This window comes from Pseudomonas delhiensis, from assembly GCF_900187975.1.
Taxonomy (GTDB): domain Bacteria; phylum Pseudomonadota; class Gammaproteobacteria; order Pseudomonadales; family Pseudomonadaceae; genus Pseudomonas; species Pseudomonas delhiensis.
The window spans coordinates 1-23,570 of the sequence record NZ_FZPC01000004.1 but is presented as its reverse complement, the minus strand read 5'-3'; the positions used below and the strand labels follow the sequence as shown (position 1 = coordinate 23,570).

The window sequence follows — 23,570 nt, the reverse complement described above, 5'->3', positions numbered from 1 at the left end:
GACGGAATCAGCTGTCGGCATTTTCCACGATGCACTCAACGGTATAGCAGCGCCGGCCGTCCACGTCCTGCACCTGCAGGCCGTGCACATCGGAATCGAAGCCGGGGAAGTCGTGCTCGAAGGTGCGGGCGAAGGCCAGGTAGTCGAGGATCGAGCGGGTCGCCTCGGTGAAGCGCTCGCCCGGCATGATCAGCGGGATGCCCGGCGGGTACGGCACCAGCATGACCGCGGCGATGCGCCCTTCGAGCCGCTCGATGGGCACTGCCTCGACCTCGCCGCGCACCAGTTGGGTGTAGGCGTCGGCCGGGCGCAGCACCAGCTCCGGCAGGGTGGTGTACATGCGGCGCATGGCCTTGGCCGTGGCGTGCTCGCGGTAGCAGGCGTGCAACTGCTCGCAAAGGTCGCGCAGGCCCATGCCGGCGTAGCGCGCCGGGGCGGCCTGGAGCACGCTGGGCAGAGCCTCGGCCAGGGGCGCGTTGCCGTCGTAGCTGCGCTTGAACTCCAGCAGCTCGGTGACCAGGGTGCTCCACTTGCCCTTGGTCACGCCCATGGAGAACAGCACCAGGAAGGAGTACAGGCCGGTCTTCTCCACCACCAGGCCGCGCTCCCAGAGGAAGCGGCCGACCACCGCCGCGGGGATGCCGTGCTCCTCCAGGCGCCCGGCGGCGTTCAGGCCCGGGGTGGCCAGGGTGACCTTGATCGGGTCGAGCAGCACGTAGTCGTCTTCCACCTCGCCGAAGCCGTGCCACTCGGCGTCGGGCTCCAGCAGCCAGTCGCGGGTGCGCACCTCGTCGGTGCCCTCCACCCCCGGCGGCTGCCAGACGCAGAACCACCAGTCGCCGGCCGCCAGGTTCTGCCGCACGTTGGCCAGGGCGCGGCGGAAGCTCAGCGCCTCGTCGAAGGTCTCCTGCACCAGCGAGTGCCCGGCCGGGCCTTCCATCATCGCCGAGGCCACGTCCAGCGAGGCGATGATGCCGTACTGCGGCGAGGTGGAGATGTGCATCATGAAGGCTTCGTTGAAGCGCGCGCGGTCCAGGCGCCGCCTGCCGCCGTCCTGCACGTGGATCATCGAGGCCTGGCTGAAGGCCGCCAGCATCTTGTGGGTGGAATGGGTGGTGAATACCAGCGGGCCGTCCTCGCCGCGGCTGGTGGCCATGCCGTAGCGGCGGTCGTAGAACTCGTGGAAGGCGGCGTAGGCGTACCAGGCCTCGTCGAAGTGCAGCACCTCGACGCTGCCGTCCAGGGCCTGCTTGATCAGCTCGGCGTTGTAGCACAGGCCGTCGTAGGTGGAGTTGGTCACCACCGCCAGCCGCACCTTCGGCTCGCGGCCGCGGGCCAGGGGGTTGGCGGCGATCTTCGCGGCGATCGATTCGCGGCTGAACTCGGCCAGCGGGATGGGCCCGATGATGCCCAGCTCGTTGCGCGCCGGGCACAGGTACAGCGGGATGGCACCGGTCATGATGATCGAGTGCAGCACCGACTTGTGGCAGTTGCGGTCCACCAGCACCAGGTCGTCGCGGCTGACCATGGAGTGCCAGACGATCTTGTTCGCCGTGGAGGTGCCGTTGATCACGAAGAAGGTGTGGTCGGCGCCGAAGTTGCGCGCCGCGCGGGCCTCGGCCTCGGCCAGCGGGCCGGTGTGGTCGAGCAGCGAACCCAGCTCGGGCACCGAGACGGACAGGTCCGAACGCAGCGTGTTCTCCCCGAAGAACTGGTGGAAGGCCTGCCCCACCGGGCTCTTGCGGTAGGCCACGCCGCCGCCGTGGCCGGGCGTGTGCCAGGAATAGTTGGATTGCGCGGTGTGCTCCACCAGCGCGCGGAAGAACGGCGGCAGCAGGCCCTCCAGGTACTTGCGCGCGGCCCGCGAGACCTGGCGGGCGAGGAAGGGCACGGTGTCCTCGAACAGGTAGAGGATGCCGCGCAGCTGGTGCAGGTCGGCCATGGACTCGGCCGGCGCGTTCTCGATGGTCATCTGCTCGCCGAGGGCGAAGATCGGCAACTGCGGCGCGCGCACCCGCGCCACGCGGATCAGCTCGACCACGTCCTGCAGCAGGCGCTGGTTCTCCCCCGCGCCCTCGGCGGCGACCAGGATGCAGGCCAGGCCATGGTGGGTCGAGGCGACGATGCGCCCTTCGGTGGAACTGGCGGTGGACAGGATGCTGAAGCCGTCCAGCTCCAGCTCGCGGGCGATGCCGCGGACGCGGTCGCCGGCGACGGTGTCGGCCTTGATGTCGCGGTGGACGATGAGGATGGGGAATTTCAGGTCTTTGTACATTGTGAGCCCCGAATGCTGACGGAGGCTTCCGTCGTTCCCCTGCAGCGTATGGGCTTACATTCCGCAGGGGAATATGGCCGGCTTCAGGCTGTAAGAAAAGGTCGCACGGGAGAAAGGCGGAAAGCGTGGGGGTCGTTGGTGCGTGGGCGCAGTCCTGAGCGGCCGATGGGTCCGATCGCGGACGGAGTCCGCTCCTCCACCCGTGCGTCCCTGGAACCGTAGGAGCGGGCCCTGCCCGCGAATCGCGCGCAGGGCGCGCTCCTACAGGTGGGGCAGCGGTGGTGGGGTAGGACTCTGTCCGCGATTCTGCGCTCAGCGCCGCTGTCCGGCCTTTCCTGAGCGGACGCCCCGGTGGCACGAAGCGCCCCGCTGCGGCATGCTTGTGCCTTCGCCCCGGCCGCACGAGAGCGCAGATGAACCTGCCCCCCCGCCAGCAAAGCATCCTCGACCTGGTCCGCGAGCGCGGCTACCTGAGCATCGAGGAGCTGGCCCGGCAGTTCGCCGTCACCCCGCAGACCATCCGCCGCGACATCAACCAGCTCGCCGAGCGCAGCCTGCTGCGCCGCTACCACGGCGGCGCGGCCTGGGACTCGAGCATCGAGAACACCGCCTACAACACCCGCGCCGACCAGATGCGCGACGAGAAGCAGCGCATCGCCGAGGCGGTGGCGGCGCAGATACCCGACAACGCCTCGCTGTTCATCAACATCGGCACCACCACCGAGGCCATCGCCCGCGCCCTGCTCGGCCACCGCAACCTGAAGATCATCACCAACAACCTGCACGTCGCCGCCACCCTCAGCGCCAAGGCCGACTTCGAGGTGCTGGTGGCCGGCGGCACGGTGCGCAGCGACGGCGGCGTGGTCGGCCAGGCCGCGGTGGACTTCATCGAGCAGTTCCGCGTCGACTTCGCCCTGGTGGGCATCAGCGGCATCGACGAAGACGGCAGCCTGCTGGACTTCGACTACCAGGAAGTGCGCGTCTCCCGCGCCATCATCGACAACGCCCGGCAGGTGTTCCTCGCCGCCGACTCCAGCAAGTTCGGGCGCAACGCCCTGGTGCGCCTGGGGCCGATCGGCCTGGTCGACAGCCTGTTCACCGACGCCGCTCCGCCGCCCGCCGTGGCGCGCCTGCTGGCCCAGCACAAGGTGCAGTTGGAACTGGCCTGACGGCCGTCACGTTCGAATTCGAAAAACGCCTATGAATCAGCCGAATGGCCGCCTTCAGGCTGGTCATTTTTCGTTCGCCCGCCTATCATGTTTTCGAATTCGAACATATTGATGTTCATTTCCAGTCAAGAGGACGCCCCATGAGCCATTCCCACAAGCGCTCCGCTCCCCTGGCTGAGGTCTACGACCTGGCGGTCGTCGGCGGCGGCATCAATGGCGTGGGAATCGCCGCGGATGCCGCCGGGCGCGGCCTGCTCACCTTCCTTTGCGAACAGCACGACCTGGCCAGCCACACCTCCTCGGCCAGCAGCAAGCTGGTCCACGGCGGCCTGCGCTACCTGGAGCACCACGAATTCCGCCTGGTGCGCGAGGCCCTGGCCGAGCGCGAAGTGCTGCTGGCCAAGGCCCCGCACATCGTCCACCCGCTGCGCTTCGTACTGCCGCACCGGCCGCACCTGCGCCCGGCCTGGCTGATCCGCGCCGGGCTGTTCCTCTACGACCACCTGGGCCGGCGCGAGAAGCTGCCGGCCTCGCGCAGCCTGTCGTTCGGCGCCGACAGCCCGTTGCAACCCGGCATCCGCCGTGGCTTCGAGTACTCCGACTGCGCCGTCGACGACGCCCGCCTGGTGGTGCTCAACGCCATGGCCGCCCGCGAGCGCGGCGCCCACGTGCACCCGCGCACCCGCTGCGTCAGCGCGCGGCGCAGCAAGGGCCTGTGGCACCTGCACCTGGAACGCGACGACGGCAGCCTCTACTCCATCCGCGCCCGCGCCCTGGTCAACGCCGCCGGTCCCTGGGTGGCGCAGTTCATCCGTGACGACCTGCGCCAGCAACCGCCCTACGGCATCCGCCTGATCCAGGGCAGCCACCTGGTGGTGCCGCGGCTGTACGAAGGAGAGCAGGCCTACATCCTGCAGAACGAGGACCGCCGCATCGTCTTCGTCATCCCCTACCTGGGGCGCTTCACCCTGATCGGCACCACCGACCGCGAATGGCTGGGCGACCCGGCGAAGGTACGGATCAGCGACGAGGAAACCGGCTACCTGCTGGCGGTGGTCAACGCCCACTTCAGGCAGCAGGTGCGCCGCGAGGACATCCTCTGGAGCTTCTCCGGGGTGCGCCCGCTGTGCGACGACGAGTCCGACGAGCCGTCCGCCGTCACCCGCGACTACACCCTGGCGCTGCAGGGCGCCCCGGGCGAAGCGCCGCTGCTGTCGGTGTTCGGCGGCAAGCTGACCACCTACCGCAAGCTCGCCGAGGCGGCCCTGGCCCAGCTGGCGCCGACCTTCCCGCGCCTGGGCCCGGCCTGGACCGCCGGCGCCCCGCTGCCGGGCGGCGAGCACATGACCAGCCCCGAGGACCTGGCCGTCGAGCTGCTGGCCAGGCACCCCTGGCTGCCGGCCGAGCTGGCGCGGCGCTGGGCCACCAGCTACGGCACGCGCGCCTGGCGCCTGCTGGACGGGGCGAAGGGCGAAACCGACCTGGGCGAACACCTGGGCGCCGGGCTGCATGCCCGCGAGGTGGACTACCTGTGCCGCGAGGAATGGGCCGAGAACGCCGACGACATCCTCTGGCGCCGCAGCAAGCTGGGGCTGTTCCTCAATGCCGCGGAACAGCTGCGCCTGGCCGACTACCTGGCGCGCGAGCACCCGCGCAAGGCGAACACGCAGGTGGCCTGAAGCGGGCTCAGAGCGACGAATTCAACTCGCTGATCAGCGCTTCGCGATGCTTGAGCGAGGCCAGCGCGCTCTCGCCCAGGCGCCCGGCCACTTCGCTGAGCAGCCCCTGGGCCAGCAGCATGAAGGCGCACATGCTGTTGCTGTAGAACAGGCTGTGGTTGGGCACGTAGAAGCTGTGCCGCGCCACCCGCGCCAGCGGCGAACTCGACGAATCGGTCAGGGCCACCACCTCGATGCCATGGCGCGCCGCCACTTCGGCGGTGGCCAGCACGCTCGGCGTGTAGGGGAAGCAGCTGGCCACCACCAGCACGTCGCCGGCATCCAGCTGCGCCAGGGCATCGGCCACGCCCTGGCGGTTGGAATCCAGCGCCGCCACGTCGGGGCGCAGCATGCCCAGGCCGTAGGACATGAACAGCGCCAGCGAGGTGAACTGGCGCATGCCATGGATGCGCACGCGGCGCGCGCCGGCCAGCAGCTCCACCACGCGGGCGAACACGTCCGGCTCGACCTGCTCGATCAGGCTGGCGATGTTGGCGCTCTCCTGCCGGCCCAGGCGCGTCAGGCGCGACAGGGTGCTGTCGGCGGGGGTCAGCAGCAGGCGCGAGGCCTGGTCGCTGTAGAAGCTCTTGCCCTCGGTCAGCTCGCGGCGGAACACGTCCTGGAACTTGCTGAAGCCGCCGTAGCCCAGGCGCTGGGCCAGGCGCGAGAGGGTCGAGGCGTTGACCCCCAGTTGCTCGGCCAGCTCGCTGATGGACGACACCGCGGTGCGCTGCGGCGCCTCGATCAGCGCCGCCAGCACCCGGCGCGAGCTGCCGCCCAGGGAGATGCCCGCCCCGCCGCGCTCGATGTCCTCCAGCAGTTGCTTGAGGGCTTCCAGGTTGTCGGGCAGTGCGGCGGGCGCTTGGCTCATCGTGCGGGTCCAGGTGCGGGATCGGGGCGGACACTGCCCCGGGCCTCGACCTCTCGGGTGTCGGGCTGGCAGTGGACGCGCCATTCTACCGAGTTCGCAGCGATGCGGAACACGGCCGTGGCCAGGGTGTTCTCGTCGTCCGGGTCGTCCGCGGCGCGGCGGTAGACCGGTAGCTCGGCATCCGCCGTGTCGCGCAGGATGGCCAGGGCGCGGGCCTCGTCCAGTAGCGCGGGCACCCCGGCCAGCAAAGCATCGACGCGCCGCTGGCGGCTGCCGGAACTACCGGTGATGCGCTGGCCCCGGGCGTCCAGCGCGGCATCCAGCAGGTGGTTGGAATGCCCCGCCGGGCGCAGGATCTCGCGCACCGCCACGCCGCCGGAACAGGCTTCGACGCTGAACAGCTGGCTCGCCCCCACCTGCCCCAGCGCATGGTGGAAGGCCCCGGCGCGCCCCGCCGTGGACAGCACGGCCACGGCCTGGGCCAGGCTCTCGGCGTCCAGCACCGCGCGGGCCAGCACCTGGCGCGGCAGCCCCGCCGGGATGGCGCTGGGGCGAATGTTGTTGACCGTGCTGACCAGCCCGCGCGCGTTCACCGCGAAGGTGTGGCCGGGGATGGAGCCGGGGTAGACGAAGCTGGTGAAGCCCAGGCCCTGCCCGGGCTGCGCGTGGAGCAGGCCGCAGCAGCCGTCGAGCGCAGGCAGGCCGTCCTCGTTGTGGGCGATCAGCCAGCCGCCCTCGGCGGGGCCGAACACCGTGGTGCAGCCGTCGACGCTGGCGTCCTGGACGAAATCGCCGCGGCAGTTCCACAGGAAGACTTCCTCCAGCGGCAACTCCAGGCCGTCGGCCAGGCCGCGCAGCTCGTCCCAGACGCGCGGGAACTGCGCCTGCACCTGCGCCTGCATGCGCTGCGCCGCGGCCGAACCGGCCCGCGCCGCCAGGCTACGCCACAGCGGCAGCGGGCGCAGGCGCTGGTGCACCGCGTCGCGGCCGAAGCGGCCGAGGCCCAGGCCGATTTCGTAGGCGCTGCCGGAAAGGTTCAGGGGGCTCAGGCTCATGGGGCGACCTTCAGGCGACATGTTGCAGGAACTCCCGCAGGCGCGGGCTGGCGGGGTTGCCGATCAGGCTGGCGGGTTCGCCGTCCTCGGCGATGCGGCCCTTGTCGATGAAGATCAGCCGCGAGGCGACCTTGCGCGCGAAGTCGATCTCGTGGGTGACGATGACCATGGTCATGCCCTCCTCCGCCAGGTCCTTCATCACCTGCAGCACCTCGTGGCGCAGCTCCGGGTCCAGCGCCGAGGTCGGCTCGTCGAACAGCATCAGCTTGGGCTTCACCGCCAGGGCGCGGGCGATGGCCACGCGCTGCTGCTGGCCGCCGGACAGCTCCGAGGGGTAATGCCCGGCGCGGTCAGACAGGCCGACCTTGGCCAGCAGCTCGCGGGCCAGGGCCTGCGCCTCGGCCTTCTTCGCCCCGCGCACGCGGATCGGGCCGAAGGCCACGTTCTCCAGCGCGGTCATCTGCGGGAACAGGTGGAACTGCTGGAACACCATGCCCGCCTCCTGGCGGATCAGGCGCTCGTCCACCTTGGGGTCGTTGACCTCCATGCCGTCGACGAACAGCTCGCCGCCGGTGATCACCTCCAGCTTGTTGATGCAGCGCAGCAGCGTCGACTTGCCGGAACCGGAGGGGCCGATGATCACCACCACCTCGCCGCTGCCGATCTTCAGGTTGATGTCGTGGAGCACCTCGGTCTGGCCAAAGTGCTTGGATACCCGCTTGAACTCGATCATAGGATCTTCAGCCTCGACTCCATGCGCCGCAGCACGTAACTCAATACCAGGGTGATGACCAGGTAGATCACCGCCACCGCCGACCAGATCTCCATCGCCCGGAAGTTGCCGGCGATCACCTCCTGGCCCTGGCGGGTCAGCTCGGCGACGCCGATGACGATGAACAGCGAGGTGTCCTTGATGCTGACGATCCACTGGTTGCCCAGCGCCGGGATCATCCGCCGGAAGGCCAGCGGGGCGATCACGTAGCGCAGGGTGTCGCGCCCGGACAGCCCCAGGGCCAGCCCGGCCTCGCGGAACCCGCGGTTCACCGAGAGCAGCGCGCCGCGGGTGATCTCGGCGATGTAGGCGCCGGAGTTGATCATGATGGTGACCACCGCCGCACTGAACGGGTCGATGCGCACCGGGATCATCAGCGGCAGGGCGAAGTAGATGAACATCACCTGGACCATGATCGGCGTGCCGCGGATCAGCTCGACGAACACCAGCGCCAGGCGGCTGGAGAAGAAGCCGCCGTAGGCGCGGGCAACGCCGGCCAGCAGGCCGATGACGGCGCCGCCGGCCAGGCCCAGGATGGAAATCCACAGGGTCAGCCGGGCGCCCTCGAGCAGCACCGGCAACGCGTCCCAGATGGCGGACCATTGGAAATGCATGGGGCTCTACCTCCGGCTCACTTGGGCTCGGTGCCGAACCACTTGCGGTAGATCTGCGCGTAGGTGCCGTCCGCGCGCAGCTTCTTCAGCGCGGCATTGACCGGCTCGCGCAGCTCGCTGCCCTTGGGGAAGCCGATGCCGTACTGCTGCGCCATCATCTGCTCGCCCACCGCCTTCACCTGGCCGTCGCCGGCGGTCTTGATGTAGTAGAGGACGTTGGGGGTGTCGTGCATGGCGGCGTCGACGCGGCCGGTGCGCAGCTCCAGGTAGGCGTTGTCGATGTTGGGGAACTGGCGCAGGTCGGCGGCCTTGAGGTTGGCCTTGGCGTAGTCCGCGGCCGAGGTGCCGCTCTTCACCGCCAGGCTCTTGCCGGCGATGTCGGCCTCGCCCTTGATGCTGTCGTTGTCGGCCTTGACCATCAGCAGGAAGCCGCTGTCGTAGTAGCCGTCGGAGAAGTCGATGACCTGCTTGCGGTCTTCCTTGATGGTGATGCCGGCCAGGGCGGCGTCGACGTTGCGCGTCTGCAGCGCGGGGATGATGCCGTTGAAGTCCATCGGCTTGAGCTGGTAGCTCACGCCCATCTCCTTGGCGATGGCCGCCCACAGGTCGATGTCGAAGCCCACGTACTTGTCGCCCTGCTTGAACTCGAAGGGCACGAAGGCGGTGTCGGTGGCGATCAGCAGTTCCTTGCCGGCGGCCATGGAGCTGGCGGCGGCGAACAGGGACAGCGCGGCGAACGAGGCTTGAAGCAGCTTTTTCATGCAGGACTTCCTCTTGCGGGTCGGTGGTTGCGCCACGCCGGCCGGCGGGGCGCGCATTAGCGGCAGTTCGATCGCAACGGGCCGGGGCCCGGACTTTATTGTTTTGAGCGGCTAACCCACGGAAGGGGCTGCATGCACAGGGTGCTTTTTCGCAAAATAAACATGCAACAAATACGATTGCAAGTATTTTTATCAAACCTTGCCGGGTGCTTGCGGCCTTCATCCAGTGGGAAATTGACCAAGAGCTTCTCTACTTCGCCGCTTCAGGTCGTTCGCTAGCCTCCTCGATCGTGCAACCGTTGCGCAACAAAAGATTGCCAACACAGAAAATGCAATTAATATTTGCGCAACCAACCCGGAGGTCACCATGAGCCACGTCCTGCACCGCAGCCTCACCCAGTCCTACCCCACGGCCGTTCGCGGCGACGGCGCCTACCTGGTCGACAGCGAAGGCCGCCGCTACCTGGATGCCAGCGGTGGCGCGGCGGTGTCCTGCCTGGGCCACAGCGACCCGGCGGTGATCGAGGCGGTGCGCCGGCAGGTGGGCACCCTGGCCTACGCCCACAGCTCCTTCTTCACCACCGAGCCCATGGAGGAACTGGCCGACTTCCTGGTCGCCCGCGCGCCCGCCGGCATGCGCTCGGTGTACTTCGTCAGCGGTGGTTCCGAGGCGGTGGAAGCGGCGCTGAAGCTGGCCCGCCAGTACTTCGTGGAGATCGGCCAGCCGCAGCGCACGCACCTGATCGCTCGCCGCCAGAGCTACCACGGCAACACCCTCGGCGCCCTGGCCACCGGCGGCAACGCCTGGCGGCGCCAGCAGTTCCAGCCGCTGCTGATCGACGTCAGCCACGTCAGCCCCTGCTATGCCTACCGCGACCAGGCCGCCGGGGAGACGCCCGAGGCCTACGGCGAACGCCTGGCGCAGGAACTGGAAGCGGAAATCCTCCGCCTGGGGGCGGACAACGTCATGGCCTTCGTCGCCGAGCCGGTGGTGGGCGCCACCCTCGGCGCGGTGACCGCGGTGCCGGGCTACTTCAAGCGCGTGCGGGAAATCTGCGACCGCCACGGGGTGCTGCTGATCCTCGACGAGGTGATGTGCGGCATGGGCCGCACCGGCAGCCTGTTCGCCGCCGAACAGGAAGGCATAAGCGCCGACCTGGTCACCATCGCCAAGGGCCTGGGCGCCGGCTACCAGCCCATCGGCGCCACCCTGGTGAGCCAGCGCATCCACGACGCCATCGCCCAGGGCTCGGGCTTCTTCCAGCACGGCCACACCTACATCGGCCACGCCACCGCCTGCGCCGCGGCCCTGGCGGTGCAGAAGACCATCGAGGCGCGCGACCTGCTGCCACGCGTACGCAGCCTGGGCCTCGGCCTGCAGCAACGGCTGCAGCAGGCCTTCGGCGCCCACCCGCATATCGGCGACATCCGCGGACGCGGGCTGTTCCAGGGCCTGGAACTGGTGACCGAGCGCGACGCCAAGGCGCCCTTCCCCGCCGAGGCGAAGCTGCACGCGCGGATCAAGAAAGCCGCCATGCAGGAGGGCCTGCTGTGCTATCCCATGGGCGGTACCCTGGACGGCCGAAGAGGCGACCACATCCTCCTGGCGCCGCCCTTCATCCTCGAGGAGGCACAACTGGACGAACTGGTGGACAAGCTGCGGCGCGCCATCGACCAGGCCATCGGCAGCCTCTGAGGACAGCCCCATGAAGATCGAATCGCGCCTCACCCCGCTCACCGACGAGCGCATGGACGACGAACAGCGCCGCGTGCTGAACGACATCCTCAGCGGCCCCCGCGGCAACCTCGATGGCCCCTTCCTGGCCTGGGTGCACAGCCCGCAGCTGGCCGACAGCGCGCAGAAGCTGGGGGCCTTCTGCCGCTACGGCACGCGCCTGGAACTGCGCCTGAGCGAACTGGCGATCCTGCTCACCGCGGCCTGGTGGCGATCCCAGGCGGAATGGCAGATCCACGAACCCATCGCACGCCGGGCCGGCCTGGCCGACGAGGTGATCGAAGCCCTGCGGCGCGACGAGGAACCGCCGTTCGCCCGCGACGACGAACGCCTGGTCTACCGCCTGGGCAGTAGCCTCTACGCCCGCAAGCGCATCGGGCAGGCGCTCTACGACGAGGGCGTGGACGCCTTCGGCGAGGCCGGGATGGTGGAGCTGGTGGGCATCTTCGGCTACTACGCGCTGGTGGCCATGACCCTCAACGCCTTCGCCGTACGCCGCGAAACGGACGCGCCCCTGCCCTTCGCCGAGCCCTGAGCGGGCCTGGGCACGGGCCTTTCGTAGGAGCGGAACTTTTCCGCGATAGCCGGACGTTCCGGCGCGGATCGCGGATGAGATCCGCTCCTACGCCGCCCCACCCGCGCCATTCCCTGTAGGAGCGCGCCCTGCGCGCGAAATCGCGGGCAGGGCCCGCTCCTACGGTTCCGCACGTCGTAGGAGCGGAACTTTTCCGCGATTACCGGACGCCCCGGCGGCACGGCCAACGGCGGATAACCGCGAACGGTCATTCGCCCTACGGTCGACGCGGAACCATCCGGTGGCACACTCGTAGGGCGCATAACGCCTACGGCGTTATCCGCCATTGCCCCGCGCCTGCGCCCCGCCTCAGGCACGCTCCGCCAGCTGCGCCTCCAGCTCGGCGATGCGCGCCTGCAGGCGCTCGCGTTCGGCGCGGGCCGGGCCTATGTCCTCGAACACGCTGATCAGGTGCTCCGGCAGGCCATCCTGGCGGCGGCGTTGCAGCGAGGTGCGGGCGCGCACCCAGACGTAGCGGCCGTCCTTGCGCCGGCAGCGCTTCTCCACCACATAGCGGTCGATTTCCCCGGCCAGCATGCTGCGCAGCAGCTGCAGGTTGCGCTCCAGGTCGTCGGGGTGGGTGAGCTGCTGGAAGGTCATGCCGTAGAGTTCCTCGGCGCTGTAGCCGAGCAGTTCGCAGAGGCTGCCGTTGACGCGCTGCCAGGTGCCGTCCAGGCCGATGTAGGCCAGCGCGCCCCAGGTCAGCTCGAAGATGGCGCGGAAGCGCTCCTCGCTGTTGCGCAGTTTTTCCTCGGCGGCCATGCGCGCGGTGTTGTCCATGCTGATGCCGACCATTTTCACCGAGCGCCCGGCGCTGTCCTTGACCACCCGGGCGCGGGAGGCGATCCAGCGCATCTCGCCGTCCGGGCGGTAGATGCGGAAGTCGCATTCGCAGCCGCTGCCCTCGGCGATGGCCTGGTCGTACATGGCGCGCATGGCGGCCACGTCCTCGGCCGGCAGGTGCGGCCAGAAGTCCTGGTTGTGGCTCACCGGCCAGCCGTAGACCTCCTCGACGTTGGGCGAGTAGGTGACCTCGTCGCTGATCAGGTTCCATTCCCAGGTGACGATGCGCGCGCTCTCCTGGGCCAGCTTCATGCGCGCCTCGCTCTCCATGATCTCGGCGGTGTAGCGGCGGCGCACGTCGGTCATCGGCAGCTCGATGGGCTCCAGCGCCTGCAGGTCGCGCACGGCTTCCTCGCCGTAGCGCAGCCAGATCCAGTTGACCTTGAGGAAGGCGGCCAGCTTGCGCAGGTTGTCGTAGTCGATCTCGCCGCCGCGCGTCCACTTGTGCACCGCGGTGCGCGAGATGCCCAGCGCGCTGGCCACGGCCTGCAGGGTCAGCTTGTTGAGTTCGAGCAATTCCTTGAGGCGGAAGGCGAAGCTGTTTTCCGTCATGCGCGGTCCTGTCCTGGAAGAAGCCTGGAGCCGCAGTATACACAGTTGTAAACCGCCGGATTACAGCAAACCCCGGGGCGCACGGCCGTGCGCCCCGCTCGCTCACGCCAGGCCGGCCAGCCTCAGCCAGTGGGCGTAGAAGCCCTCGGCCACGCGGTTCAGGTCAGCCACCTTGCGCGGCAGGTCGTCGAGCATCACCTCGGCGCTTTCCTGGCTGGGCTGGCTGGGGTCCAGGTACTGCGGCCAGCCGTTGATCCAGCCGCTGACCAGTTCCTCGGTCATCTCCGGGTGGCCCTGCAGGCCGAGGACGAAGCCGCCCCAGGAGAAGCCCTGGTTGGCGCACCAGGGGCTGGACAGCAGGTGCTCGGCGCCCTCGGGCAGGTCGAAGGTGTCGCCGTGCCACTGGTAGATCGGGAATTCCCCGGGCAGGTGCGCAAGCCAGGGGCTTGCGGACTCCAGGCGGCGCATCGGCTGCCAGCCCATCTCGGTGTAGCCCTGGTGGCGGATGGATGCGCCCAGGGCCTTGGCCAGCAGCTGGCCGCCCAGGCAGTGGCCGATCATCGGCACCTTGCGCTCGATGAAGCGGCGCAGCGCCGCCACCTCGGTGCGCAGCCAGGGCAGGTCGTCGTTCACGCTCATGGGGCCGCCCATGATGGCCACCGCCCTGGGGCGCTCCAGGTCGTAGCCGTCCAGCTCGCCGTGGTCGGCGCGGCGCACCTCGAAGGCCAGGCCGGCGCGGTCGAGCACGCAGGCCAGGTGGCCCGGCGGGCAGAAGTCGGCGTGGGTCAGGATCAGGATATCGGTCATGCTTACCTCCGCGCGGCAGTCTGCCGCAAAAGGCGCCCGACCATAACCCCCAGCGCGCCCGCGGGCAGGCCCGCACCGCCTTCCGGCGGCGCGGGCGCATCGGCTTCATGGGAGTGGGAAGCCGCCGGCCGGCGCGGCCTGGCGGCGAGACGAACGGGTTGGATCAGGGACGCAGGCTGCTCACTTCCTGGGTCACGCCCCAGCCGTCGAGCACACCTCCGAGCGGCGCCACGACTTCCTCCAGGTCGTGTTCGAATGCACCGATCGCCGCGTGGGTGGCGAACATCACCTTGCTGATCTGCAGGTTCCAGCCACCATCGGAACGGGCTTCGACCTGGGCCCTCAGGGATTCGCCGCGAAATTGCCGGGCGGCCTGGCGGGCGTTCTGTTCATCGGGAAAGATGGCGAAGAAGTCGATGGGATGAATGCGGGCGAAATCGAAGCCCCCTTCCTTCATCCGGCGCAGCACATTGACACTGATATCCTCCGAGAGGGGCTTTTCCATGGTACGCACCTCCTTTCGAGACGTTCAGGGTTTCACCTAGTTTCCCAGCCAATGCCGGCCCGGCTTGCGGCCAGGCCCGCGGCGGGCACTCGCTGTGCCACAGGAAACGCCAAAAATGCTTCAACGTCCCCCAATTGGTCGCCAAAGGTCTTGAACTGGCAGGCAGGAAGGCCCGTCTGCCGGCAACCAACAGTTTCAGAGTAGCGTCTATGCAGGCCGAATGCCGCCCTACCGGTCAGTCGGTACGTTCGGCGGCGACGGGCGGCAGCGCCGCGGGGCGCGTCGCCAGCAGCAGGGCCGCCAGCACCAGGGCCATGCCCAGGGCGTGGCCGGCGCCGAAACGCTCGCCCAGCAGGCTCACGCCCACCAGCGCCGAGCCCACCGGCATCAGCCCGGTGAACAGCCCGGCGACGTTGGCCTGCACCCGGGAAATGCCGCGGTACCACAGCAGGAACGACAGCACGCTGGCGCTCAGGGCGTAGAACAGCGTCCAGCCCCAGGTCGCCGCCGGCACCGCGCGCCAGTCCAGCGCCCGCGCCTCGGGCAGCGCCAGGGGCAGGAACAGCAGCAGCCCGGCGAGGTTGACGCCCAGGGCCATGGTCCAGGGGTGCAGGTGCAGCGACAGGCGCCGCGAGTAGATGGCGAACAGCGCCTCGGCGAGCACGGCGCCCAGCACCAGGGCGTTGCCCGCCACGCCGCTGTGGCCGCCCGCCGGGCGCTCCAGCAGGTTCAGCGCGGCGATGCCCAGCACCGCCAGGGCGATGGCCAGCAGGCCGCGCGGCTCCAGGCGCTCGCGCAGCCACAGCCAGGCCAGCAGGGCGATGACGCTGGGCGTGGCGCTGGTGATGATGCCGGCGCTGGTCGCCGAGGTCAGCTGCACGCCGTGCAGCATGCACAGGCTGAACAGGAAGCAGCCGAAGAAGGCCTGCAGGAACAGCCCGCGGCAGGCGCCGCCGTCCAGCCCCGCGCGCACCCGCGGCAGGGCCAGGCCGGGCAGCAGCACCAGGCTGGCGATGAGGAAGCGCAGCAGGGCGAACAGGTAGACGGGCAGTTCTTCCAGCACCAGCTTGCCGATGGCGATGTTGCCGCCGACCAGCAGCATCGACAGGGCCAGGCAGAAATAGGCGAAGGGCATGGCGGCTTCCTTGCGGTGGGCGGAAGGGCCCGGCAGCCAACCTCCTGCGGCTGCGGACGGGCCCTACAGCATCCGGGCTGCACCACGGCAGTGCAAGCCCCCTGCGCTCACTCGCGGCTGAGCCAGCCCATCGCCCAGCGGTTGAGCGCCGGCGGCGACAGCCAGCCGGACCGGCACATGGCCTGGAACAGCCGCGCGCTGGCCGCGCCTATGCCCGAGGCCGCGCCGGTGACCAGGATGCAGTCCATCAGCGCCCTCCCCCGAGGTGCCGGCCGAGGAAGCCCGCCACCTCGCCCAGGGCCTGGTCGGCGATGCGCAGCACCCCGGCGTGGGCCTGGAACACGTGCCAGCAGTCGCGGTAGCGCTGCAGGGTGACGTCCACGCCCCGCTTACGCGCCGCGCCGGCCAGGCGCAGGCTGTCGTTGCGCAGCACTTCGTCCTCGCCGACCTGGATCAGCAGCGGCGGCAGCCCGGCAAGGTCGGCGAACAGCGGCGACAGCTGCGCCGAGTCGCGCGCCACGCCGGGCGGGCAGAACATCGCGATGGCGCTTTCCACCCAGGCGCGGCCGATCAGCGGGTCGCCGGCCTTCGGCTGGTGCCACTGGGCGCAGCTGACGTCGGTGACCGGCGAGAACACCACCAGCGCGCCGGGCAGCGGCAGGCCCCGCGCCTTCAACGCCACGGCCAGTTGCAGGGCCAGGTGGCCGCCGGCCGAATCCCCGGCCACGGCCAGGCGCGCCGGGTCCTGGCCGCGCGCCAGCAGCGCCTGGTACACCGCCAGGGCGTCCTCCAGCGGCGCCGGGAAGCGGTGTTCCGGGGCCAGGCGGTAGTCCGCCGCGCAGACGTCGAGGCGGCCCAGGCGCGCCAGGTTGGCGGTGATCGCCCGGTGCGTGGCCGGCGAGCCCACCAGGTAGGCGCCGCCGTGCAGGTAGAGCAGCGTGCGGCCTTCGCCCTGGCCCGCGCGCTGCCATTCGCAGGGCACCCCGGCGATGACTTCCGCGCCGCGCTGCACGCCACGCGGGGTCAGGGTGGCGGCGGTAAGCGCATTCAGCACCCGGCGCTGCATCGGCACCGGGATCGACGGGCGCATCAGCCCGCGGAACAGCAGGCGCAGGGTGCCGCGCAGCAGGCCGGCGAGCAGGCGCTGCGAGAGGGAAACCGGCGGAGCGAACTCAACGGGCGCATTCATAGTCGGCGAACTCCGGCTGACGGGTCTGTTGGCGGTAGCGGAAGGTGAAGCCCGGCCAGTTGTTGGTGTTGCGGCCGGCGGCGGTCTTGTACCAGCTGTCGCAGCCGCTCTCCCACACGGTGTGCTGCAGGCCGCGCTGCAGGGCCTGGTTGTAGGCGCTCTGCACGGCGGGCCGCACGTCCAGGTAGCGCAGGCCCTGCTCGTCGAGGTGGCGCAGGCAGGCCAGCACGTAGGGGAACTGGCTCTCCAGCATGTAGACGATGGAGTTGTGCCCCAGGTTGGTGTTCGGCCCGTAGAGGATGAACAGGTTGGGGAAGCCACTGACGCTGATGCCCTTGTAGGCCTCGGCGCCCTCGGCCCAGGCCTGTTCCAGCCAGCGCCCGCCCAGGCCCTGGATGCGCATGGGGGCGAGGAACTCGGTGGCGGCGAAGCCGGTGCCGAAGACGATGGCGTCCACCGGGTGGCGCTGGCCGTCGCGGGTGACGATGGCGCCCTCGGTCACCCGCTCGATGCCGGTGTCGATCACCCGTACGTTGTCCCGCGCCAGCGCCGGGTAGTAGTCGTTGCTGATGAGGATGCGCTTGCAGCCCAGCGGGTAGTCAGGGATCAACCGCCGGCGCAGTTGCGCATCGGCGATGCCGCGGCGCAGGTTCAGGCGGAAGCTCAGCTGCATGAACTTCATCAGCGGCGGGAAGGTGGAAAAGGCCAGCACCCGTGACTCGTGCTGCAGGTACTTGAGGCCGCGGTCCAGGCGCTGCAGCCAGGGCAGGCGCGCCTTGAGCCGGCGCTCCCAGGCGGCGTAGGGGCGGTCCGGCTTGGCGATCACGTAGGGCGCGCTGCGCTGGAACAGCAGCAGCTCGGCCACCTGCGGGGCGATGCGCGGGACGAACTGGATGGCGCTGGCGCCGGTGCCGATCACCGCCACGCGCTTGCCGCGCAGGTCGGCGCGCTGGTCCCAGTGCGCCGAGTGGAAGGCCGCGCCGCGGAAGCCCTCCAGGCCGGGGATGCGCGGGTACAGCGGCCGGCTCAGCTGGCCGGTGGCGCAGACCAGGGCACGGGCGCGCAGCGTCTGCCCGTCGGCGCAGCGCACCACCCACTGCCCGGCGGCCTCGTCGAAGCAGGCGTCCACCGCCTCGCAGCCGAAGCGGATGCGCGGGCGCAGGCCGTACTTGTCGGCGCAGTGGCGCAGGTAGTCGAGGATCTCCGCCTGGGGCGCGAACTTGCGCGTCCAGTCGGCCTTGGGCTCGAAGGAGAAGGAATACAGGTGCGAAGGCACGTCGCAGGCGGCCCCGGGGTAGCTGTTCTCGCGCCATACACCGCCGACGTCGGCGGCCTTCTCGAGGATCAGGTAGTCATGGATGCCGGCCCGCTGCAGGCGGATGGCCAGGCCCAGGCCGCCGAAGCCGGCGCCGATGACCAGCACGCGCAAGGGTGCCGGATCACGGGAAGTATTGTGCATTGTTGTGCTCCCGATTTTGGCTGGACGGCGGCCCCGCAAGGCCTGCCGTCGTCCGCCGCGCTGGCGGATGAGCATAGGCTAGTGCCACCCTCCGCGCCGGGTTATGGCATAGTCGGACATTAAATTGTGATTTCCGGACAAAGCCACCGATGCCCGACCAGCCCTGGCCCACCCGCCGCAGCGCCCTGAGCGTGCAGTTGCTCACCCAGTTCGGCCTCGACCACGGCCTGGCCCTGGAGGACTGCCTGCACGGCAGCGGCCTGGACCTGGCGGTGCTGGCCGACCCGGCCCGCGAGATCGACGCCCCCTGCGAGCTGCAGGTGCTGCGCAACCTGGCGCAGCGCCTGCCCGCCGGCAGCAGCCTGCAGGCCGGCCTGCGCTACCACCTGAACACCTACGGCATCTGGGGCTTCGCCCTGCTAAGCAGCCCGAACTTCCGCGGCGCCGCGCACCTGGGCCTGCGCTACCTGGGGCTGACCTACGTGTTCACCCGCCTGGACTTGCAGGAGGACGGCGCCGAGGCCTGCCTGCTGCTGGACGACGCCGCCGTGCCGGAGGACGTCCGCGCCTTCGCCTGCGAACGCGACCTGGGCGGCGTGCTGCGCATCCAGCGCGACCTGACCGGGCGCCCGCTGCCGGTCCTGCGCGCCGAATTCCGCCGCCCGCGCCCCGCCGACACTAGCCTGTACCTGGCCGAACTGGGCGTGGAGCCGGCGTTCGGCCAGGCCGCCAACCGCGTCGTCTTCGCCAGCGCCGCCCTCGACCTGCCGCTGCCCGGCGCCAACCCGCAGGTGGCCCGGCACTGCGAGGAACAATGCCGCGCCCTGCTGGCCCGGCGCCAGGAGCTGGGCGGCCTGGCCGGACGCATCCGCGACCGCCTGCTGCGCACCCCGGGGCGCCTGCCGGACATGGAGCAGGTGGCGCAGGAGCTGCACATGACCTCGCGCACCCTGCGCCGCCGCCTGCAGGACGAGGGCAGCAGCTACCGCGCCCTGCTCGACGAGGTGCGCCAGGCCCTGGCCGAGGAACTGCTGGGCACCGGCGCCATCCGCCTGGAGGAGATCGCCGAGCGCCTGGGCTATGGCGAGGTGTCCAACTTCATCCACGCCTTCAAGCGCTGGAAGGGCGTGCCGCCGGGGCGTTTCCGCGGCCGCTAGTCAGGCCTCGATGCCGAGCTGGCGCAGGGCGCCTTCCAGGTGCTCGATGAAGGCGAGGATCTTGCGCGTGGCGCGCCTGTGGCTGGGGTAGACGGCGAGGATGCGCTGGCCGAAGGCATCGGGGTCGAAGTAGTAGTCGTCCAGCACGCTGCACAGGCGCCCGTCGCGCAGGTACGGCAAGGCGCTCCACAGCGGGCAGGGCATCAGCCCCCTGCCCTTCAGGCAGGCGGCCAGCAGCAGCTCGTGGTTGTCGCTGCTCAGGCGCCCCTCGCGCAGGATGGAGAAGCGCTCGCCATCGCGCTCCAGCCACCAGCGGGTGTCCAGCGCCGGGTGCCAGTAGGTCAGGCGGTCGTGCCCGGCCAGCTCCAGCGGGTGCCGGGGCTCGCCGCGGCGCGCCAGGTATTCGGGGCTGGCGCAGAGCGCCACGCGGTTCTCCACCAGCGGCCGCACGATCAGCCCCGGCAGGTTGCTGTGGCCCAGGCGCAGGGCCAGGTCGTAGCGGCCGTCGAGCAGGTCGACGTAGCTGTCGCCGAGGTCCACCTGCAGGCGCAGGTCCGGGTGCTGGATGAGGAAGTCGGCGCAGACGTCGTTGAGGAAGGCCGCGCCGAAGGCCAGCGGCGCGGTGATCCGCAGGCTGCCGCGCAGGCTGTGCTGCAGCTGGCCGATTTCCTCGGCGGTCTCGTGCATGCGCGCCAGCACTTCGCGGGCGCTGTCCAGGTACAGCTGCCCGGCCTCGGTCAGCGCCATGCTGCGCGTGGTGCGCTCGAACAGGCGTGCGCCGAGGCTGGCCTCCAGCTGGCCGATGGCCTTGGTCACCGCCGAGGGGGTCTTGCCCTGCTGCTCGGCGGCGCGGCTGAAACTGCCGGTCTCGGCGCAGGCGACGAAGAGGGCTAGGCTGCTGAACCTGTCCATATTCTTTCCAATTTTTCACAAGTCTTGTGCCAGCGACTGGCTTTCGGGGAATAGCCCCCGGCCAGTAGCCTCTTGTGCAGACCAATAAAAATCAACCACCAAGCAAGGGGAAGTCATGCGAAGGCTCATCAAGGGCGCACTCGCTGTCGCAATCGCACTGGGTACTTTGGAAGCCCACGCACAAACCGCGGACCTGATCCTGTACAACGCCAAGGTCTTCACCGCCGAGCCCGGGCAGCCGCTGCAGCAGGCGGTGGCCATCGCCGGCGACAAGGTGCTGAAGGTCGGCAGCGACCAGGAAGTACGCGCCCTCGGCGACGCCCACAGCCGCCAGGTCGACCTCGGCGGCAAGCTGCTGATGCCCGGCTTCATCGACAGCCACTCGCATTCCATCTTCGGCGGCCTGGAGCTGATCGCCGCGAGCATGCAGGACGAACAGGTCAGCCTCGACGAGCTGGCTCAGCGCCTGCGCGAGGCCCGCGACAGCGGCAAGGCCAGGGTCGGCGACATCCTGGTGCTCAACGGCATGCACTCCAGCTACTGGTCCCAGGCCGAGGGGCTGGCGAAAATCTTCAACGCCGGCGAATGGGCGAAGGTGCCCATCGTGTTCATCGGCAGCGACCACCACACCGCCTGGGCCAACGCCGCCATGCTCCAGCGCGCCGGGCTCGACGCCAGGCGGGTACGCTCGCTGCCGGCCAGCGAGCAGCAGAACATCGCCCACGCCAAGGACTTCACCCCCACCGGCTTCGTCGTCGACTCCGGCTTCGACCGCGTGGCCGAAGCCATGCCCGCCGCCGACCAGCAGACCCTCGACCGCGCCGGCCTGGCCGCCGTGCAGTACAACAACAGCCTGGGCATCACCGCCTGGATGGACCCGGCGGCCAACGGCAGCCCGGGCCAGGCGCTGTTCGACATCAAGCCCACCGAGCACACCCTCGGCGTGCTGCCGGTGTACCGCGACCTGGCACGCAACGGCCAGCTCAGCGCCCACGTCGCCGCGCTGCTGGTGGTCAACCCGAAGAGCCGCCCGGCGGACCTGGCGGTGATCGACAAGGTGCGCCGGCAGTTCCAGGGCATCCCCAACCTGAGCCTGCCGGGCATCAAGGTGTTCGCCGACGGCGTGCTGGAATACCCGGCGCAGTCCGCCTCGCTGCTGGAGGACTACAAGAACCTGCACAAGCCCGGCGAACTGCTGCTGGACCCGCAGCACTTCGGCGAGTTGGTCAGCGCCGCTGACGCCCGCGGCTGGCTGGTGCACATCCACGCCATCGGCGACCGCGCGGTGCGCGAGTCGCTCAACGGCATCGCCCAGGCGCGCAAGGACCGGCAGAGCGGCGTGACCCACTCCATCACCCACCTGCAACTGGTCAACCCGGCGGACTTCCCGCGCTTCAGGCAGCTCGGGGTGATCGCCTCGATGCAGCTGGACTGGGCCACCGCCGAGGACTACACCCTCGACCTGGTCAAGCCCTACATCGCCGACGACGCCTTCCGCTACATGTACCCGGCGAAATCGCTGCTGGACGCCGGCGCCACCATCGCCGGGGCCAGCGACTGGCCGGTGTCCACCCCCGACCCGCTGAAGGCCATGTACCAGGCGGTGACGCGCCAGGGCCCGAAGGGCGTGCTCAACCCCGAGCAGCGCATCGACCGCCAGACGATGTTCTACGCGTACACCCTCAACGCCGCCAAGGCCATTGGCCTGGACGGGAAGATCGGCAGCCTGGCCCCCGGCAAGCAGGCCGATCTGGTGGTGCTCGACCGCGACCTGTTCAGCGTCCCCGACGCCGAACTGGGCGAGGCCAGGGTGCTGCACACCCTGTTCGGCGGCCGCGAGGTCTACCGCGCCGACGGCCAGCAGGGCCTCTGAAGCCGTTCGCTCCAATGCCGGGCCACTGAAGCCCGGCCCTTCCCGCCGCCCCTTCCCTTTCGCTTCCCGGCTCGCCGGCGGGAGGGGGCTGCGCGGGCTTTTTCCTGCCCACACAAGCACAACAAAGGGTAAGTCCATGAAGTACAACACTCTCGTCCTAGGCGCGGCGCTCGCCTGCGCGCCTTTCACCAGCGGCCACGCGCTGGAGCTGACCGACGACCTCTCGGTCCAGCTGGAGGCCACCCTGGCCAGCGACTACCGCTCCCGCGGCATCTCGCAGACGCAGAACGACCCGGCCATCCAGGCCGGCGCCACCCTGCAGCACAGCAGCGGCCTGTACCTCGGCGTGTGGAGCTCCAACGTCGACTTCGGCTATGGCCTCAAGAGCCGCCAGGAACTGGACTACTACGCCGGCTGGTACTGGCAGGCCACCGACGCGGTGAGCCTGGATCTGGGCTACATCCAGTACCGCTACCCGAAGGAAGGCCAGTTCAACCAGAGCGAGGCCTACGCCATCCTCAACGCCTACGGCTTCGAGCTGGCCAGCTACTACTCGAAGGACATCACCACCTACTTCGGCAAGGACCAGAGCCAGCTCTACAGCTACGTCGGCTACGGCTTCGAACTGCCGTCCGGCTTCCAGGCCAAGCTGCGCTACGGCCGCAACGACGCCAAGGACCCGCTCTACCTCGCCGGCGACGGCGGCACCCGCAGCACCTACCACGAATGGGAGGCGCGCCTGGACAGGGAGTTCGTCGGCATCGACTGGTCGCTGAGCTACATCGACACCGACCTGTCGCAGAGCGAGTGCTACAACTGGCAGGGCTTCAAGGACATCTGCACGGCAACCGTGGTGGCGCGGGCGACGAAGCGGTTCTAGCGGGCGCGGGCCGAATGGGGTTTCTGGTGCCCCATCGGGAAAACCGTTGGCCCGGGCAGCGATGCCTGACGATTGGCGCGGCCGGGGGCCAATCGCGGACGGAGTCCGCTCCTACGCCCGTGCTACCTGGAACCGTACCGCGATTCGGCGGATAACGCCGTAGGCGTTATGCGCCCTACGTGGGAACCCGGGAGCTTCGTGATTCCGCCTCACGCCGAACGGTCCCCTCTCCCGCTTGCGGGGGAGGGTTAGGGAGGGGGGACGGCGTCAGGGGTGGCAGAGGTGCGTGGGCGAAGTCCGCCCCCTCTCCCCAACCCTCGCCTACGCGGCCCGCCCTGAAGGGAGAGGGGGCTGTCCCGAGCAAGCGGATAACGCAACGTCAGCCGGCAAACTCGTAGGGCGAATAACCGTTCGCGGTTATCCGCCGTTGGCCGTGCCACCCAGGTGTCCGGCGTGGCCGGCGCCCTACGGGTTTCCAGAGAAACATCCGAGCGCACCGGAACGCCCCTTCAGGAGGCCGAGCGAAACCGGCGCTCAGGAAGTCATGCGACATGGATGTCGCTAGAGCCCCGATCAGCACAGGGACGTGCTGTCGGGGCGGGCCTCCGTGGCGGGGGAATTCGTGAGGGTAGCCCGGCTCCATCGGGCCCGTATGTCGGGGCATGTAGAGGACAAGCACATGGGTAACAAATGAGTTCAGTCACATGGGTGACA

The 23,570-nt window shown here is 69.7% G+C and carries 20 protein-coding genes and 1 pseudogene; 7 read left to right on the top strand and 14 right to left on the bottom strand.

Translation table 11 applies throughout. From position 1 onward, the window contains the following. Positions 1 to 7: 7 nt before the first annotated feature. The gene (locus CHC02_RS04460) at positions 8 to 2,275 is read right to left on the bottom strand and encodes an Orn/Lys/Arg family decarboxylase (RefSeq protein ID WP_089390307.1); all 2,268 of its coding nucleotides are present in this window, start codon (positions 2,273 to 2,275) and stop codon (positions 8 to 10) included. Between the two features lie 413 nt (positions 2,276 to 2,688). Between CHC02_RS04460 and CHC02_RS04455 the strand changes: the two genes are divergently transcribed. Further along, positions 2,689 to 3,444 (top strand): DeoR/GlpR family transcriptional regulator, encoded by a 756-nt coding sequence (locus CHC02_RS04455; RefSeq protein WP_089390306.1) that lies wholly within the window; start codon positions 2,689 to 2,691, stop codon positions 3,442 to 3,444. A 140-nt stretch (positions 3,445 to 3,584) separates the two neighbouring features. Continuing rightward, positions 3,585 to 5,123: a glycerol-3-phosphate dehydrogenase gene (gene glpD, locus CHC02_RS04450; RefSeq protein ID WP_089390305.1), complete on the top strand. Its 1,539-nt coding sequence runs from the start codon at positions 3,585 to 3,587 to the stop codon at positions 5,121 to 5,123. A 7-nt stretch (positions 5,124 to 5,130) separates the two neighbouring features. Here the strand turns inward: glpD and CHC02_RS04445 are convergent, their stop codons facing one another. The 5 genes from CHC02_RS04445 to glnH are packed head-to-tail and all read right to left on the bottom strand — an operon-like array spanning position 5,131 to position 9,235. Continuing rightward, complete coding sequence (locus CHC02_RS04445; protein ID WP_089390304.1) at positions 5,131 to 6,033, bottom strand: MurR/RpiR family transcriptional regulator; 903 nt, start codon at positions 6,031 to 6,033, stop codon at positions 5,131 to 5,133. Beyond that, the gene (locus CHC02_RS04440; protein WP_244160901.1) at positions 6,030 to 7,088 is read right to left on the bottom strand and encodes a C45 family autoproteolytic acyltransferase/hydrolase; all 1,059 of its coding nucleotides are present in this window, start codon (positions 7,086 to 7,088) and stop codon (positions 6,030 to 6,032) included. The genes CHC02_RS04445 and CHC02_RS04440 overlap by 4 nt, the downstream gene beginning before the upstream one ends. Before the next feature lie 10 nt (positions 7,089 to 7,098). Next, a complete protein-coding gene (glnQ, locus tag CHC02_RS04435) occupies positions 7,099 to 7,821 on the bottom strand; it encodes a glutamine ABC transporter ATP-binding protein GlnQ (RefSeq protein ID WP_089390302.1) in 723 nt (240 codons plus the stop codon). Continuing rightward, positions 7,818 to 8,474: a glutamine ABC transporter permease GlnP gene (gene glnP, locus CHC02_RS04430; RefSeq protein ID WP_069866202.1), complete on the bottom strand. Its 657-nt coding sequence runs from the start codon at positions 8,472 to 8,474 to the stop codon at positions 7,818 to 7,820. The genes glnQ and glnP overlap by 4 nt, the downstream gene beginning before the upstream one ends. Positions 8,475 to 8,491: 17 nt before the next feature. Then, positions 8,492 to 9,235, bottom strand: a complete 744-nt coding sequence (glnH, locus tag CHC02_RS04425; protein WP_089390301.1) for a glutamine ABC transporter substrate-binding protein GlnH — start codon at positions 9,233 to 9,235, stop codon at positions 8,492 to 8,494. 367 nt (positions 9,236 to 9,602) lie between these two features. On the opposite strand from glnH, the gene CHC02_RS04420 reads away from it, so the two are divergent. Together CHC02_RS04420 and CHC02_RS04415 are read left to right on the top strand one after the other, a co-directional pair. Further along, positions 9,603 to 10,931 carry an aspartate aminotransferase family protein gene (locus CHC02_RS04420; protein WP_089390300.1) on the top strand — a complete coding sequence of 443 codons (1,329 nt, stop codon included), beginning with the start codon at positions 9,603 to 9,605 and terminating at the stop codon, positions 10,929 to 10,931. Between the two features lie 10 nt (positions 10,932 to 10,941). Continuing rightward, a complete protein-coding gene (locus CHC02_RS04415) occupies positions 10,942 to 11,505 on the top strand; it encodes a carboxymuconolactone decarboxylase family protein (protein ID WP_089390299.1) in 564 nt (187 codons plus the stop codon). A 348-nt stretch (positions 11,506 to 11,853) separates the two neighbouring features. Here CHC02_RS04415 and CHC02_RS04410 read toward each other — a convergent pair whose 3' ends face one another. The 7 genes and pseudogenes from CHC02_RS04410 to CHC02_RS04385 form a co-directional block, all read right to left on the bottom strand. After that, complete coding sequence (locus CHC02_RS04410; RefSeq protein ID WP_089390298.1) at positions 11,854 to 12,939, bottom strand: PAS domain-containing protein; 1,086 nt, start codon at positions 12,937 to 12,939, stop codon at positions 11,854 to 11,856. 102 nt (positions 12,940 to 13,041) lie between these two features. Then, a complete protein-coding gene (locus tag CHC02_RS04405) occupies positions 13,042 to 13,746 on the bottom strand; it encodes a type 1 glutamine amidotransferase (RefSeq protein WP_089390297.1) in 705 nt (234 codons plus the stop codon). 163 nt (positions 13,747 to 13,909) lie between these two features. Next, entirely contained in the window at positions 13,910 to 14,251 is a 342-nt protein-coding gene (locus CHC02_RS04400; RefSeq protein ID WP_009619201.1) for a ribonuclease E inhibitor RraB, read from the bottom strand. 235 nt (positions 14,252 to 14,486) lie between these two features. Next, positions 14,487 to 15,386: a DMT family transporter gene (locus CHC02_RS04395; RefSeq protein ID WP_089390296.1), complete on the bottom strand. Its 900-nt coding sequence runs from the start codon at positions 15,384 to 15,386 to the stop codon at positions 14,487 to 14,489. Positions 15,387 to 15,547: 161 nt separating this feature from the next. Further along, a pseudogene (locus CHC02_RS30905) lies at positions 15,548 to 15,634 on the bottom strand (hypothetical protein); the annotation flags it as partial. Further along, the gene (locus tag CHC02_RS04390; protein ID WP_089390295.1) at positions 15,634 to 16,575 is read right to left on the bottom strand and encodes an alpha/beta hydrolase; all 942 of its coding nucleotides are present in this window, start codon (positions 16,573 to 16,575) and stop codon (positions 15,634 to 15,636) included. The gene CHC02_RS04390 and the pseudogene CHC02_RS30905, both read right to left, overlap by 1 nt. After that, the gene (locus CHC02_RS04385; RefSeq protein ID WP_089390294.1) at positions 16,559 to 18,034 is read right to left on the bottom strand and encodes a flavin-containing monooxygenase; all 1,476 of its coding nucleotides are present in this window, start codon (positions 18,032 to 18,034) and stop codon (positions 16,559 to 16,561) included. The genes CHC02_RS04390 and CHC02_RS04385 overlap by 17 nt, the downstream gene beginning before the upstream one ends. 149 nt (positions 18,035 to 18,183) lie before the next feature. Here CHC02_RS04385 and CHC02_RS04380 point away from each other — a divergent pair, with 149 nt between their 5' ends. Then, positions 18,184 to 19,191, top strand: coding sequence for an AraC family transcriptional regulator (locus tag CHC02_RS04380; RefSeq protein WP_089390293.1), 1,008 nt, complete (start codon positions 18,184 to 18,186; stop codon positions 19,189 to 19,191). Here the strand turns inward: CHC02_RS04380 and CHC02_RS04375 are convergent, their stop codons facing one another. Beyond that, positions 19,192 to 20,103 (bottom strand): LysR family transcriptional regulator, encoded by a 912-nt coding sequence (locus CHC02_RS04375; RefSeq protein WP_089390292.1) that lies wholly within the window; start codon positions 20,101 to 20,103, stop codon positions 19,192 to 19,194. It abuts the gene before it with no gap. Between the two features lie 115 nt (positions 20,104 to 20,218). On the opposite strand from CHC02_RS04375, the gene CHC02_RS04370 reads away from it, so the two are divergent. Together CHC02_RS04370 and CHC02_RS04365 are read left to right on the top strand one after the other, a co-directional pair. Beyond that, positions 20,219 to 21,976 (top strand): amidohydrolase, encoded by a 1,758-nt coding sequence (locus CHC02_RS04370; RefSeq protein ID WP_089390291.1) that lies wholly within the window; start codon positions 20,219 to 20,221, stop codon positions 21,974 to 21,976. 136 nt (positions 21,977 to 22,112) lie between these two features. After that, positions 22,113 to 22,856: a TorF family putative porin gene (locus CHC02_RS04365; protein ID WP_089390290.1), complete on the top strand. Its 744-nt coding sequence runs from the start codon at positions 22,113 to 22,115 to the stop codon at positions 22,854 to 22,856. Positions 22,857 to 23,570 lie beyond the last annotated feature (714 nt).

Excerpts from the sequence above, each read along its gene's own strand:
- CHC02_RS04380 (WP_089390293.1), top strand. The coding sequence starts at position 18,184 with ATGCCCGACCAGCCCTGGCCCACCCGCCGCAGCGCCCTGAGCGTGCAG.
- CHC02_RS04405 (WP_089390297.1), bottom strand. The coding sequence starts at position 13,746 with ATGACCGATATCCTGATCCTGACCCACGCCGACTTCTGCCCGCCGGGC.
- CHC02_RS04455 (WP_089390306.1), top strand. The coding sequence starts at position 2,689 with ATGAACCTGCCCCCCCGCCAGCAAAGCATCCTCGACCTGGTCCGCGAG.
- CHC02_RS04395 (WP_089390296.1), bottom strand. The coding sequence starts at position 15,386 with ATGCCCTTCGCCTATTTCTGCCTGGCCCTGTCGATGCTGCTGGTCGGC.
- CHC02_RS04400 (WP_009619201.1), bottom strand. The coding sequence starts at position 14,251 with ATGGAAAAGCCCCTCTCGGAGGATATCAGTGTCAATGTGCTGCGCCGG.
- CHC02_RS04460 (WP_089390307.1), bottom strand. The coding sequence starts at position 2,275 with ATGTACAAAGACCTGAAATTCCCCATCCTCATCGTCCACCGCGACATC.
- CHC02_RS04445 (WP_089390304.1), bottom strand. The coding sequence starts at position 6,033 with ATGAGCCAAGCGCCCGCCGCACTGCCCGACAACCTGGAAGCCCTCAAG.
- CHC02_RS04390 (WP_089390295.1), bottom strand. The coding sequence starts at position 16,575 with ATGAATGCGCCCGTTGAGTTCGCTCCGCCGGTTTCCCTCTCGCAGCGC.
- glnQ (WP_089390302.1), bottom strand. The coding sequence starts at position 7,821 with ATGATCGAGTTCAAGCGGGTATCCAAGCACTTTGGCCAGACCGAGGTG.
- CHC02_RS04365 (WP_089390290.1), top strand. The coding sequence starts at position 22,113 with ATGAAGTACAACACTCTCGTCCTAGGCGCGGCGCTCGCCTGCGCGCCT.
- CHC02_RS04415 (WP_089390299.1), top strand. The coding sequence starts at position 10,942 with ATGAAGATCGAATCGCGCCTCACCCCGCTCACCGACGAGCGCATGGAC.
- glnP (WP_069866202.1), bottom strand. The coding sequence starts at position 8,474 with ATGCATTTCCAATGGTCCGCCATCTGGGACGCGTTGCCGGTGCTGCTC.
- CHC02_RS04375 (WP_089390292.1), bottom strand. The coding sequence starts at position 20,103 with ATGGACAGGTTCAGCAGCCTAGCCCTCTTCGTCGCCTGCGCCGAGACC.
- CHC02_RS04410 (WP_089390298.1), bottom strand. The coding sequence starts at position 12,939 with ATGACGGAAAACAGCTTCGCCTTCCGCCTCAAGGAATTGCTCGAACTC.
- glpD (WP_089390305.1), top strand. The coding sequence starts at position 3,585 with ATGAGCCATTCCCACAAGCGCTCCGCTCCCCTGGCTGAGGTCTACGAC.
- CHC02_RS04420 (WP_089390300.1), top strand. The coding sequence starts at position 9,603 with ATGAGCCACGTCCTGCACCGCAGCCTCACCCAGTCCTACCCCACGGCC.
- CHC02_RS04440 (WP_244160901.1), bottom strand. The coding sequence starts at position 7,088 with ATGAGCCTGAGCCCCCTGAACCTTTCCGGCAGCGCCTACGAAATCGGC.
- CHC02_RS04385 (WP_089390294.1), bottom strand. The coding sequence starts at position 18,034 with ATGCACAATACTTCCCGTGATCCGGCACCCTTGCGCGTGCTGGTCATC.
- glnH (WP_089390301.1), bottom strand. The coding sequence starts at position 9,235 with ATGAAAAAGCTGCTTCAAGCCTCGTTCGCCGCGCTGTCCCTGTTCGCC.
- CHC02_RS04370 (WP_089390291.1), top strand. The coding sequence starts at position 20,219 with ATGCGAAGGCTCATCAAGGGCGCACTCGCTGTCGCAATCGCACTGGGT.